The sequence below is a fragment of the Saccharothrix espanaensis DSM 44229 genome (assembly GCF_000328705.1).
Lineage (GTDB): Bacteria > Actinomycetota > Actinomycetes > Mycobacteriales > Pseudonocardiaceae > Actinosynnema > Actinosynnema espanaense.
The window spans coordinates 8726752-8739425 of record NC_019673.1; the positions used below are offsets into that span (position 1 = coordinate 8726752).

Annotated in this window: 12 protein-coding genes; 6 read left to right on the forward strand and 6 right to left on the reverse strand. The window is 71.4% G+C overall.

Features of this window, described 5'->3' with window-relative positions; all coding sequences use genetic code 11:
• Positions 1 to 14: 14 nt before the first annotated feature.
• On the reverse strand, positions 15 to 1649 hold the full coding sequence (gene eccB / locus BN6_RS38200) for a type VII secretion protein EccB (protein ID WP_015105224.1): 1635 nt from the start codon (positions 1647 to 1649) through the stop codon (positions 15 to 17).
• A gap of 130 nt (positions 1650 to 1779) precedes the next feature.
• On the opposite strand from eccB, the gene eccE reads away from it, so the two are divergent.
• The 4 genes from eccE to BN6_RS47170 all read left to right on the forward strand — a co-directional run bounded on the left by eccE (position 1780) and on the right by BN6_RS47170 (position 6406).
• Positions 1780 to 3117, forward strand: a complete 1338-nt coding sequence (gene eccE / locus BN6_RS38205) for a type VII secretion protein EccE (RefSeq protein ID WP_015105225.1) — start codon at positions 1780 to 1782, stop codon at positions 3115 to 3117.
• Positions 3114 to 3842: a hypothetical protein gene (locus BN6_RS38210; RefSeq protein ID WP_015105226.1), complete on the forward strand. Its 729-nt coding sequence runs from the start codon at positions 3114 to 3116 to the stop codon at positions 3840 to 3842. Before eccE ends, BN6_RS38210 begins: the two co-directional genes overlap by 4 nt.
• Positions 3843 to 4094: 252 nt before the next feature.
• Positions 4095 to 5645 carry a S8 family peptidase gene (locus BN6_RS38215; protein ID WP_015105227.1) on the forward strand — a complete coding sequence of 517 codons (1551 nt, stop codon included), beginning with the start codon at positions 4095 to 4097 and terminating at the stop codon, positions 5643 to 5645.
• 230 nt (positions 5646 to 5875) lie between these two features.
• Positions 5876 to 6406 carry a Uma2 family endonuclease gene (locus tag BN6_RS47170; RefSeq protein WP_158509485.1) on the forward strand — a complete coding sequence of 177 codons (531 nt, stop codon included), beginning with the start codon at positions 5876 to 5878 and terminating at the stop codon, positions 6404 to 6406.
• Here the strand turns inward: BN6_RS47170 and BN6_RS38225 are convergent.
• Entirely contained in the window at positions 6403 to 7491 is a 1089-nt protein-coding gene (locus BN6_RS38225; protein ID WP_015105229.1) for a glycosyltransferase family 4 protein, read from the reverse strand. The genes BN6_RS47170 and BN6_RS38225 overlap by 4 nt on opposite strands.
• A 49-nt stretch (positions 7492 to 7540) precedes the next feature.
• Between BN6_RS38225 and BN6_RS38230 the strand changes: the two genes are divergently transcribed.
• Complete coding sequence (locus BN6_RS38230; RefSeq protein ID WP_015105230.1) at positions 7541 to 8278, forward strand: PIG-L deacetylase family protein; 738 nt, start codon at positions 7541 to 7543, stop codon at positions 8276 to 8278.
• Entirely contained in the window at positions 8275 to 9249 is a 975-nt protein-coding gene (locus BN6_RS38235) for a lysylphosphatidylglycerol synthase transmembrane domain-containing protein (protein ID WP_051075884.1), read from the forward strand. Before BN6_RS38230 ends, BN6_RS38235 begins: the two co-directional genes overlap by 4 nt.
• A 111-nt stretch (positions 9250 to 9360) precedes the next feature.
• Here the strand turns inward: BN6_RS38235 and truA are convergent, their stop codons facing one another.
• From truA to rpsD, 4 genes are all read right to left on the reverse strand, one after another.
• Positions 9361 to 10152, reverse strand: a complete 792-nt coding sequence (truA, locus tag BN6_RS38240; protein WP_015105232.1) for a tRNA pseudouridine(38-40) synthase TruA — start codon at positions 10150 to 10152, stop codon at positions 9361 to 9363.
• A gap of 56 nt (positions 10153 to 10208) precedes the next feature.
• Positions 10209 to 10781, reverse strand: a complete 573-nt coding sequence (gene rplQ, locus BN6_RS38245) for a 50S ribosomal protein L17 (RefSeq protein ID WP_015105233.1) — start codon at positions 10779 to 10781, stop codon at positions 10209 to 10211.
• A 58-nt stretch (positions 10782 to 10839) separates the two neighbouring features.
• Positions 10840 to 11892: a DNA-directed RNA polymerase subunit alpha gene (locus BN6_RS38250; protein WP_015105234.1), complete on the reverse strand. Its 1053-nt coding sequence runs from the start codon at positions 11890 to 11892 to the stop codon at positions 10840 to 10842.
• Between the two features lie 163 nt (positions 11893 to 12055).
• The gene (rpsD, locus tag BN6_RS38255; RefSeq protein ID WP_015105235.1) at positions 12056 to 12661 is read right to left on the reverse strand and encodes a 30S ribosomal protein S4; all 606 of its coding nucleotides are present in this window, start codon (positions 12659 to 12661) and stop codon (positions 12056 to 12058) included.
• Between the last annotated feature and the right edge of the window lie 13 nt (positions 12662 to 12674).

Here is a 12674-nt window from a genome sequence, read left to right on the forward strand (position 1 = left end):
CCGAAGGGGCGTGCTCAGCCCCCGGCCGCCTTCTTCTGCTGGTCCTCCGGCAGCTGGCCGAGGTTCTTCGGCACCGGGATCGAGTCCCAGCTGCGCACCGCGTCGGTCCGGTTGAGCTGCGGGCCGTTGGGCAGCAGCCGCAGGATCGATTCGGGCCCCGGGGTGAACTGCTCGCCCAGCCCGAGCGCGCCGCTGACCACGGTGTCCGGGATGCCGTACTTCACACCGCGACCGGAGACCAGGTGGATGGGCCCGCTGCGGAAGTCCTGGGTGGACGTCGCCGACCGCACCACGGCCGACTTCCCGGACGCCATCATGAACTTGCCGACCACCTCGCCGGTCGCGCCGACCTGGTTGATGTCGACCGCGACCGCGTCGGCGGGCACCGGCAGCGACGGCGCGATGGTCACCTGGGTGTGCTGGGAGCGGTTGTCCGCGTTGGGGTTCTCGGCGCGCCAGTTCAGGCACACCACCCGGTTGTTCTGGTTGGGCTCCAGCACCTCGGGCACCTCGGACGGGTAGTCCAGGAAGTCCAGCGGCTGCGCGGGCTTGCGGGTGTCGATGCTGGCGATGTCGACCCGCTTGGCGTCCGCGCCCTGCGCGTAGGCGGCGCGGATCAGGTCGCCGGCCGCGCGGCTGATCTCCTGCAACGCGTCCTCGAGCGCCACGTAGACCACCGGGGTGGAGCCCGTGCGGACGACCTCGATGACGTCACCGACCTCCAGCTTCACCCCGCTGAGGTAGGTGACCGGCTCGCCCAGGCCGGGGATCTCCGGCGCGCGCAGCGGCTTCGCCTCGGGGATCGCGTTGAGCAGGCCGGAGCTGATCGCGCGGACCGTCTTGCCGCGCAGGTTCAGCGCGGTCTGCACGTCCGCCTTGGTCAGGTCCACCTTGGCCCGCACGGTCGAGGTGGAGGTGATCTTCGAGTTCACCGGCGCCTTGTAGATCAGGTACGCCTGCTTGTCGTCGGTGCCGGTGCGGACCAGCAGCGCCTTGTTGCCGTCGAGGAGCTGGCCGCCGCTCATGCCGGCGAGCACCGTGGTCTCGAACTTGCCCTTGGCGGTGGGGTTGTTCAGCGTCTCGTCCAGGTCGAGCGTGTCGCACACCGACCACTCCGGACCGATCCGGTCCTCGGCCTTGGCGGGCAGCATGTCCGGGCCGTCCGGGATGCCGGTCAGCCGGCCCTTGGGCAGCTTCGACAGGGCCTTCTCGCTGACCAGCTTGGGGTCGCCGCCCGCGACCTGGGGCGCGGCGTTGACCTGGCCGGCCTGCGCGTCGCCGCCGCCGACCGCGCTCTGCGCCTTGTCCGGGTTCTGCTGGTTGAGGATCAGCAGCCGCGCGGAGGCCAGGTTCGTCATCGGGATGAGCTGGTCGGGGTCCTTGCGGACCACGTAGACCTGGCCGGTCTCCTTGCTGATGGCGATCTGCGTCTCACCGTCGATCTTCGGGTCCGGCGAGAAGAAGCCGAACACCAGGAAGCCGATCAGGCCGATCACCCCGAGGATCACGCCCACCGCCGTCGCCCGCGAGTGCGTGCGCATCGGGTCGTGCAGCATCACCGCGTCTCTGCGCACCAGGGCGGACTGCATCCTGCGCAGCACGAAGCGGTAGGCCTGGACCTGTGACTTGGTGGTGGGTGTTGATGCCATTCGAGGCTCGCTGCTCTCCCAGTCGCGGTACGGTCTGCACGATAGCCGGACGGCGGGTGGCGCGTGTGCGGGTTGGTCAGACCCGGGTCGGTCCGCCCGCCGAACGCCGACGGAAAGAGAACCAGATCGGATGTCCGTGACCACCCCACATCCGGGCCCGCCCAACCCCGCCACGGCGCGCGCGCAAGCCTCCGGGGGCGCCGTGCGCGCCGCGCTGCTCCGGGCGCGCCGCCGCGCCACCGGGGCCGGCCTCGGCTCGCTGCCGGTCGCCAACCTGGTGGTCCTGGAGGTCGGCGTCGCGGTCGGCCTGATCCTGATCGCGATCGGGACGACCGGCGACCGGATCGCCCCCGCCCTGCTCTACCCGGCGGGCGGGATCGTGCTGATCTCGCTGGTGCTGGCGTTCACCCGCTCCCGGGGCCGGTGGCTGACCCAGTGGATCGGCCTGATCGTCCGCTACAACTTCCGCGGCCACACCCGGACCGCCAAGCGCTCCGGCCCGGTGGAGATGAAGCCGCCGTCCGAGGAGGAGACCTCGGTCATCGGCCCGGACGACCCGCGCGTGGCGCTGCTGCGGCTGGCCGTGCCGGACCTGGTGGTGGCCAAGGGCGTGGACCACGAGCGCCGCCCGCTGGGCATGGCCTGGCACCAGGGCGCGTGGACCGCCGTGCTGCTGGTCGACCCCGCGCCCGGCCTGATCACCGCCGTGGGCAGCGCGCCGGCCCTGCCGCTGGGCGCGCTCGCGCCGACCCTGGAGGACCGGGGCGTGGTGCTGGACGCGATCTCGGTGATCTGGCACTGCTACCCGGGCAGCGCGGCGCTGCCCGCGAACTCCCCGGCGCTCAACTCCTACATGGAGGTGCTCGGCCCGCTGCCCGCGGCGTCGCGGCGCACCACGTGGATCGCGGTCCGGCTGGACCCCAAGCGCTGCGCGGCGGCGATCCGGGAGCGCGGCGGCGGCGTCGTCGGCGCGCACCGGGCGCTGATCGGCGCGCTGTCGCGGGTGCGCAACGCGCTGGAGTCCGCGGGCGTGGCGATCCGGCCGCTGGACTCCGACGAGCTGATCCGCGCGGGCATCTCGGCCGCCGAGCTGACCGCGGTGGCGGGCGCGAACAACTCGGTGTCGCTGCGCGAGAAGTGGTCCGGTGTGACCGCCGGCGGCGTCGGCCACGCCTCCTACGCGATCACCGGCTGGCCCGCCAAGGGCATGCGCAACAACCTGAACGCGCTGACCGGCGTCCGGGCGCTGTCCTCCACGCTGTCGATGACCATCTCGCCGAGCAGCGAGCAGGGCCAGGTCGGGTTGCGCGGCCTGGTGCGGGTGTCCGCCCGGACACCGTCCGAACTGGACCGCGCCGACGACCGGCTCAAGGCGTTGTCGGACAAGCTGGACATCACGCTCACCCCGTTGAACGGGCTGCAGGCCGCCGGCCTGGCCGCCACCCTGCCGCTGGGAGGTGTCGCGTGACGAACTCGCGGCTGCTCGACACCCGCGGCCAGGGCCGGGGCGTGGCCCCGGAGTTCCTGGTCTCGCCGCAACTGCTGGACGTGGTCTCGCCGTCCGGCGACCGCGGCGGCATGGTGCTCGGCTCGGGCCCCAAGGGCGAACCGCTCACGATCTCCGTGCTGCGGTCCGCGCCGACCCGCATGGTCGTGGTCGGCGGGCTGTACCTGGCCCGGCAGATCGCGCTGCGCGCCATGGCGACCGGGGCGTGGATCACCATCGCCACCGGCCGGCCGCAGGCGTGGCAGCCGGTGGTGCGCGCGGCGGGTTCCGGCCAGGACGGCCGCCCCTCGCCGCTGGTGCAACTGCGCCGGCTGAGCCCGGTGGAGCTGCCCCGGCCGTCCGAGGACAGCCCGCTGCTGGTCGTGCACGACGGCGGCCACGTGCCGCAGGAGCTGTTCCCGCCGCGGTCGCCGTGGCAGACCACGATGTACGTGCTGCCGTACCTGCACCCGCAGGCGGCCACCACCGCCAACACCGCGGACCTGGTGCTGCTTCAGCGGCTGCCGGTCGGCCAGGCCCAGCTGGCGAGCCAGATCTGGCGGCTGCCGCCGCAGATGGCGCACCAGCTGACCACGTTGAAGGACGACCAGGTGATCGCGCTGGGCGCGAACCTGTGGCTGCCCCTGCGACTGGTCACCACGCCCGGTGAGCAGCAGATCCTGGGTGCCGTCCGACGCGGCGACTGACCCGCCCGACCCGCTCTGACCCGTGCCCCGGACCCGAGGTCCGGGGCACAGTCGTGCGCCCGCTGTCCAGTCACTCTCCGTACCTGTTCATTCACAGCGCGAATAATTCTGTGGACGGGCCATTCGCCGCATATTCCCGGTGAATCGTTGCGTGGGCCCCTCGCCGCGAACTAGGAAGTGACTCACCGTGTCCGACCGGTTTCGGGGGACGAACCCGGGGGGCGCGCACTTGCGAAGAGGGGAACCCCTGCCATGGGAGACGTTCACGGGTCCAGATCGAAGCGCTTGGCCGGTGCCGCGCTGGCCACCGGCACCGTCTTGGTGATGACGGCCGCGCTCACCAGTTTCACCGCCACCGCGCAGGGCGACATCCGAGGCTCAGGCGCGGAGAAGGCGATCGAGGACAGCTACATCGTCGTCCTCAAGGACACCGGCGCCGGCAGCGTCGGCGCGCTGAGCGCCAAGTACCAGGCGAACGTCGAGCACACCTACACCAGCGCTCTCCGTGGTTTCTCCGCGACCATGTCCGAGGCGCAGGCCCGCAAGCTCGCCGCCGACCCGGCGGTGTCCTACGTCGAGCAGGACGCCCGGGTCACCATCTCCGCCACCCAGACGCCCACTCCGTCCTGGGGCCTGGACCGGATCGACCAGGCGGCGCTGCCGCTGGACAACTCCTACACCTACCCCAACGAGGGCGAGGGCGTCACCGCCTACGTCATCGACACGGGCATCCGCTTCTCGCACACCGACTTCGGGGGCCGCGCCACCTCCGGGCGCGACACCGTCGACAACGACAACGACGCCACCGACTGCAACGGCCACGGCACGCACGTCGCCGGCACCGTCGCGGGCACCAAGCACGGCGTGGCCAAGAAGGCCAAGCTGGTCGGCGTCCGGGTGCTGGACTGCGGCGGCTCCGGCAGCTACGCCGGCGTCATCGCGGGCATCGACTGGGTGACCGCGAACGCCGTCAAGCCGGCCGTGGCGAACATGTCGCTCGGCGGCGGCGCGAACGCCACCGTCGACCAGGCGGTCGCCAACTCCATCGCGTCGGGCGTGACCTACGGCCTCGCGGCGGGCAACGACTACGGCCTCAACGCGTGCAACACCTCGCCGGCCCGCACCCCCGAGGCCATCACGGTCGGCTCGACGACCAGCACCGACGCGCGTTCGGGCTTCAGCAACATCGGCACCTGCCTGGACATCTTCGCGCCGGGCACGGGCATCACGTCGGCCTGGTACACCGACGACAACGCCACCAACACGATCAGCGGCACGTCGATGGCGACCCCGCACGTGGTCGGCGCGGCGGCGGTCTACCTGTCGTCGAGCCGGACCTCCACGCCGCAGCAGGTGCGCGACGCACTGGTCAACGGCGCGACGAGCAACGTGGTCGGCGACCTGGGTGCCGGCTCGCCGAACAAGCTCCTGCGCGTCATCGGCAGCACCGCCGCGGGCTGCCCGCCCAAGACCAACGCCACCGACGTGAACGTGCCCGACCGGGGCGTCGGCACCAGCACCATCGCGGTCACCGACTGCGCGGGCCGCGCGGGCACCGCCGTGACGATCGAGATCCACGTCAAGCACCCGTACCGGGGTGACCTGTCGGTCGACGTCATCACGCCGAGCGGCGCGGTCAGGCAGCTCAAGGTCCAGAGCGGTTCGGACGGTGCGGCGAACATCGACGCCACGTACACGGCCAACTTCCTGACCGAGAACGCGAACGGCAACTGGCAGCTCCAGGTCCGCGACTGGTACGCCCAGGACACCGGCTTCATCGACAGCTGGACGATCGACCTGTAACCACGCCCGGTCGGCGATCACCAGGACCGACTCCGCGCACAGCGGCCCCTCACCCCCGGCACGACGGTGAGGGGCCGCTTCACACCCTCACCCGTTTGGTGGACCATGGAACACTGAGGTCAGCGTCAAGCCGAGAGGTGGGAACCGTGTCCGCAGCACCAGAACACGGGTACGAGCCGCACCAGGACCGGCGGTACCCGGCAATCGGCCCGCACACCGTCGAGGACTGGTTGGACCTGCCGCCGACAGCGGACGGTTCACGCATCGAGCTGATCCTGGGGTACCTGACCGTGACTCCCGCACCAACCGGCGACCATCAGATGGCCGCATTCAACCTCGCGATCCTGGTTCGAGAGGCCCTGCGCGCCGCCGGAATGACAGACCTCCACGTCGCGCCTGCGGTGAACGTGCGGATCTCCACGGCGTTCCGCGCGGCGCTCATCCCCGACATGGTCGTGTTGGACCGGAAGCCGACCGGGGTGAGTTTCCCCGCAGAGGCCCTGAAGCTCGCCGTGGAAGTGTGGTCGCCGGGCAACACGCTCGCCGAACGCGAGTTCAAGATGCTCGGCTACGCAGGGGCGGGTGTGCCGCACTTCTGGACCGTCGATCTACCTGGCAGGCTCAACGACCTCCGCCTGACCGCCTACCGGCTCGACAACGGCACGTACGTCGAGGAGAACGTCCTCAAGCCCGGCGAGGAGACCACCATCACCGCCGCACCATTCCCCGTCACGCTCGACGTGGCCGAACTCGCCGTCTAGGCAGCCGGCGTGCGGCACTGGGCCTTGTCGGCGCAGGCGCGCAGCGCCTCCAGCACCCGGGGCCACGTGCAGTTCGGCTCGGTCTCCCGGTTGTGCTGCGCGATCCGCCGCCGCTCGGCGTGGTCGCCCGCCAACCGGACCACCCCGCCGACCAGGTCGTCGGTCAGCACGCCCTCGACACCGTCGCGCACGAAGTCGGTGACCCCGGTCCCCGGCCGGGCCACCACCGGCACCCCGGCGGTGCGGGCCTCCAGCGTCGCCAGGCCGAACGCCTCGGCCACCGTCGGGTTCACGAACACGTCCGCGCCGGCCAGCAGCCGCGAGATCCCGGCCCGGTCCAGCCGGCCCGGCAGCGACACCCAGTCCATCCCGTGCCGGCGCAGGTAGCGCCGCATCGACGCCATCTCCGGTCCGTCCCCGGCGATCGTCGCACGCAGGTTGCCTACCTGGCGCTGGGCCTCGCGCAGCACCTCCAGCAGCCGCATCGGCTGCTTGCGCGGGGCGAGCCGGCCCACCGACACGACGTGCACCGAGTCGTCCGGCCGCGGGTCGGCCCCGCCGCGCCACTGGGTGGGCGTGATCCCGTTCGGCACCACCGAAACCTCGACGCCGGGCAGCGCCGCGCGCATCCGGTCGGCGGCGGCCGTGCTCACCGCGCCCAGGACCAGCGGCGTGCGGGTCCAGCCGCCCACCCGGTCCAGCCAGCGGTAGGCGCGCTGCACCGACGGGTCCCACATGCTGTGCACCACGGCGACCGTCGGCAGCCCCAGCCGCAGCGACGTGCGGATGCCCGACCAGGCGAACGGTGAGATCGCGCCCACATGCGCGTATACGACGTCCGGACGCACTTCGGACAGGATTCGATCAATGTGCTTGCCCGCGCGCGGGTGCACTGGCAGGTTCCACGGCAAGCGCATGGCGACCCGGTGCACCTGGTACCCGGGTGGCTGTTCGGCCAGCCGGGTCGCCGTCACGACGTGCACCTGTTCGCCGGCCTCGCGCTGCGCGCCGGCGAGGCCGGCGACCTGCACCTCGATCCCGCCCAACCGCGGGAGGAAGCAGTCGGTGACGTGGATGATCGACACATGGACTCCCGTCAAGCCGCCGAACAGACCAACTGACACTCTTACACCTGTGAGCCGTACCTGCGTGTTCTTTCACGCCCACCCAGACGACGAAGCCCTGCTGACCGGCGGGACCATGGCCCGCCTCGCCGCGGAGGGGCACCGGGTCGTGCTCGTCGTGGCCACCGCGGGCGAGCGCGGGCTGGCGTCGGACCGGCACGACCTGGGCGCGGTCAGGACACGGGAGGCCCACGTCTCGGCGAAAGCCCTGGGTTGCTCACGTGTCGAGTTTCTCGGCTACGAGGACTCCGGCCTGGACGGTTCGGCAGGATTCGCCCAAGCGGACGTGTCGGAAGCGGCCGGACGCCTCGCGGAGCTGCTCCACGAGGAGAAGGCCGACCTGCTCACGACGTACGACCCGACCGGAGGATACGGGCACCCCGATCACGTCCAGGTGCACCGGGTCGGCGCGCTCGCCGCGGAGCTGGCAGGCACACTGAGGGTGTGGGAGGCGACGGTCGACCGGACTCTGCTGCTGCGCGGGCTGCGCCTGGCGCGGCTGGTGCGCGACTTCGACCTGACTCCGTTCAAGTCGGCTTACACGCCGCGCGAGGAGATCACCCACAGGGTCAACGTACGCCGCTACCTGGACCAGAAGAGGGCCGCGCTGGCGGCGCACGCGACGCAGACCACGGGCGGCGAGGACCCGCGCACCCTGACGGCCCTGCTCAGCCTGCCGAAGCCGTTGTTCAGGCTGGTGATGGGGACGGAGTGGTACGTGGAGCGCAAGCGCTTGCGAGCCCGGTGACCACGACGGCGCCCGCCCGCCCCGGCCCGCCCCGGTGGCGCACCTGGCTGCGGCTGGGCGCCTCGGTCGCGTCGCTGGCCCTCGCGGTCTGGCTCGTCGTGGCCATGGTGCCGACGGTGAGCGGCGTCGACTGGGCGTCCATCGGCGCGCAGATGTCCGACGTCGGCCCGGTCGCCCTGCTCGGCCTGACCGCGCTGTGGCTGGCGGGCCTGTGGGCCTACACCTACGTGCTCACCGGCTCGATGCCCGGCCTGCGCAACACCCAGGCGTTCAGCCTCAACGCGGCGGGCAGCGCGGTCAGCAACCTGATCCCGTTCGGCGGCGCGGCCGGCGTGGCGGTGACGGCGGTGATGGCGGCGAGCTGGGGCCACTCGGTGCGCGCGATCACCACGTCCACGATCGTCAGCGGCCTGTGGAACGCGCTGGGCCGGGTCGCCCTGCCGCTGGTGGCGCTGGCCATCCAGGGCGCGGCGGTGTTCGGCCAAGGCGTCCTGGCGGCCACGCTGGGCACCGCGGCGGCCCTGGCGGCCGTGGTGATCGGCCTGACCCGGCTCCGGTGGCTCAGCGGCGTGCTCAGGGGTCGTGCGCGGCGGTTCGTGGTGCGGCTGCGGCGGCAGAACGCGGCGGTCGTCCGCAACGGCTGGTCGAAGATGACCCTGGGCATGGTCGCCTACCTGCTGCTCCAGGCCCTGCTGATGTGGTGCTGCCTGGCGGTGACCGGCACCGAGCTGTCGCTGCCCGCGCTGATCGCGGCGTTCGCGGTGAGCCGGCTGCTGACCCTCGCGGTGATCACGCCGGGCGGCTTCGGGGTCAGCGAGAACGGCACGATCGCCCTGCTGGTGGCGCTGGGCACGCCCGCCGCGCCCGCCGTGGCCGGGGTGCTGCTGTTCGCGGTCTTCACGTTCCTCGCCGAGATCCCGCTGGGCGGTGCGGCGTGGCTCAACTGGTCGGTCCGCCGCGCCCGCACCTGACCGTCGGGGTTGTGGCGGACCCGAGAGCACAAGGCGAAGTGCGAAAGTGCACAGAGCGGGCACGCCTGGTCGACGTGCGGTCCAAGACCGCCGCCTCCGGCCGCGCGCGGCTCAAGGGGTCGGCGCGACCCGCACGTTCCGGGTGACCAGGGCGCGCTCGGCGAGCAAGGCGTCCTCCGGGTAGTCGACGCGCACCAGCGACAACCCGTGCGCCGGCGCGACCGTCACCGCGCTGGACCTCGCCGTCAGCGACAGCAGCGACGCCGGCCACGGGACGGGCTTGCGCCCCTCGCCGACCGCCAGCAGGGCCCCGACCAGGCTGCGCACCATCGAGTGGCAGAACGCGTCGGCCGACACGAACGCCGTCAGCACGTCCCCCGAGCGCTCCCACGACAGCCGCTGCAACTCGCGGATCGTCGTGGCCCCCTCACGCCGCTTGCAGAACGCGCAGAAGTCCTTCTCCCCCAGCAACAACGCCGAAGCGTCGTTCAACGCGCCCAGGTCCAGCGGGCGCGGCCAGGCCAGGGTGTCCGACCGCCGCAGCGGGTGCGCGCCGAACGGGGCGTCGGTCACGCGGTACTCGTAGTGCCGCCGCAGCGCGGAGAACCGGGCGTCGAACTCGACCGGCACCACCCGCGCGGAGAACACCCGCACGTCGGCCGGCAGCGCGCGGGCCAGCCTGCGGGGCAGCCCGGCGACGTCCACACCGGACGGCAGGTCGGCGTGCGCCACCTGACCGGCGGCGTGCACCCCGGCGTCCGTGCGGCCCGCCACGGTCAGCGTCACGTCCTCGCGCAACACGGTGGACAGCGTGTCCTCCAGCACCCCGCACACCGTGCGCCGCTCCGGCTGCCGCGCCCAGCCGGAGAACCCGGTCCCGTCGTAAGCCAGGTCCAGGCGCACACGAACGAGCCCGTCGCCCCCAGCGGGGACGACGGGCTCGTCGGCGGACGGTTCCGTCAGGACCCGTCCTTCTTGCTCTCGGCCTTCGGCGCGTCCTCGGACGCGTCGGCGGCGGTCTCCTCGGTCTCGGCCGCGTCAGCGGCCTCGTCCTTGGTGTCGACGTCCTTGGTGTCGGCGTCCTCGACCTCGTCGTCCTTGACCTCGGTGGCCTTGGGGGCCTGGTCCTTGGCGAACTTGGTCTTGCGGGCGCGCTCCGCCTCGGAGGTGACGGTCTGCTCCTGCACCAGCTCGATCACGGCCATGGGGGCGTTGTCGCCCTTGCGCGCCAGCGTCTTGGTGATGCGGGTGTAGCCGCCCAGGCGGTCCGCGAACTGCGGGCCGATCTCGGCGAACAGCTTGTGCACGATGTCCTTGTCGCGGATGACCTTGAGGATCTCGCGACGGTTGTGCAGGTCGCCGACCTTCGCCTTGCTGATCAGCTTCTCGGCGTACGGGCGCAGGCGCTTGGCCTTGGCCTCCGTGGTCGTGATCCGGCCGTGCGTGAACAGCGAGGTGGCCAGGTTGGCCAACATCAACCGCTCGTGGGCCGGAGAGCCCCCGAGACGGGGTCCCTTCGTGGGGGTAGGCATCGTATTGCTCCTCGGATTACTTGCTGATCCTCTGCTCCGGCCCGGCCGTCAGACGGCCTCAGAGCTGCTCGGTCTCCGCGTAGTCCTGGCCGTCGTCGTGGCTGTCCACGGTCGTGTCCGCGCCCCAGCCCTCGGCGGGGTAGTCGGACGCGGCGGCCGAGGGGTCGAACCCAGGGGGGGAGTCCTTCAGCGCGAGGCCGAGACCGACGAGCTTCATCTTGACCTCGTCGATCGACTTCGCACCGAAGTTGCGGATGTCCAGCAGGTCCGCCTCGCTGCGCGAGACCAGCTCGCCCACCGTGTGGATGCCCTCGCGCTTGAGGCAGTTGTAGGACCGGACGGTGAGGTCCAGGTCCTCGATCGGCATCGCGAACGCCGCGATGGTGTCGGCCTCGGCGGGCGACGGTCCGATCTCGATGCCCTCGGCGTCGACGTTGAGCTCGCGCGCCAGACCGAACAGCTCCACCAGGGTCTTGCCCGCGGACGCGACGGCGTCGCGCGGCGTGATGGAGGGCTTGGTCTCGACGTCGAGGATCAGCTTGTCGAAGTCGGTCCGCTGCTCGACACGGGTGGCCTCGACCTTGTAGGTCACCTTCATGACGGGCGAGTAGATCGAGTCGACGGGGATGCGGCCGATCTCGGCACCGGCCTGCTTGTTCTGCACGGCGGGGACGTAGCCGCGACCGCGCTCGACCACGAGCTCGATCTCCAGCTTGCCCTTGCCGTTCAGGGTCGCGATGTGCAGGTCGGGGTTGTGCACGGTGACACCGGCCGGGGGCACGATGTCGCCTGCGGTCACCGCACCGGGCCCCTGCTTGCGCAGGTACATGGTCACCGGCTCGTCCTCCTCGGAGCTGACGACCAGCTCCTTGAGGTTGAGGATGATGTCGGTGACGTCTTCCTTCACACCGGGGACGGTCGTGAACTCGTGCAGCACACCGTCGATGCGGATGCTGGTCACGGCCGCGCCGGGGATGGACGACAGCAGGGTGCGGCGGATGGAGTTGCCGAGGGTGTAGCCGAAGCCCGGCTCCAGCGGCTCGATGACGAACCGGGAGCGGGTCTCGTTGACCGCTTCCTCGCTGAGCGAGGGGCGCTGGGAAATCAGCACTGGGTTCTTCCTCTCTCAAACCCGACGACCGCTATTTGACGCCGGGAGTGCCGGTCGCGGAGACCGGCGAACGCGTGCGGCACACCATTCCGTGCCGTCGCGGGACCCGACTGGAGGGCGAACCCCCAAGAAGAAGACTTGAGTGGGCCGCCCTCCAGGAGGATCACTTCGAGTAGAGCTCGACGATGAGCTGCTCGGTGACGGGCGTGTCGATCTGCGCCCGCTCGGGGAGCTGGTGCACCAGGATGCGCAGGTTGGACTGCACGACCTGGAGCCACGCCGGGATCGGGCGGTCGCCGAACGACGCACGCGCGGCCTCGAAGGGCAGCGTGGGCAGCGACTTCGGCTTCACGTCGATGATGTCGAACTTCGACACCCGGAAGCTCGGGATGTTGACCTTGTGGCCGTTCACGATGAAGTGGCCGTGGCTGACCAGCTGGCGCGCCTGGCGACGGGTGCGCGCGAGACCCGCGCGGTACACCACGTTGTCCAGCCGCGACTCCAGGATCTGCAGCAGGTTCTCACCGGTCTTGCCGGTGCGGCGGACCGCTTCGTCGTAGTAGCGGCGGAACTGCTTCTCCAGCACGCCGTACGTGTAGCGGGCCTTCTGCTTCTCCTGGAGCTGGGCCAGGTACTCGGTCTCCTTGATCCGACCGCGGCCGTGCTGGCCGGGCGGGTAGGGACGGCGCTCGAACGCCTGGTCCCCACCGACGAGGTCGACCTTGAGCCGGCGCGAGATACGGGTAGCCGGTCCGGTGTAGCGAGCCATGAGTTCTTACTCC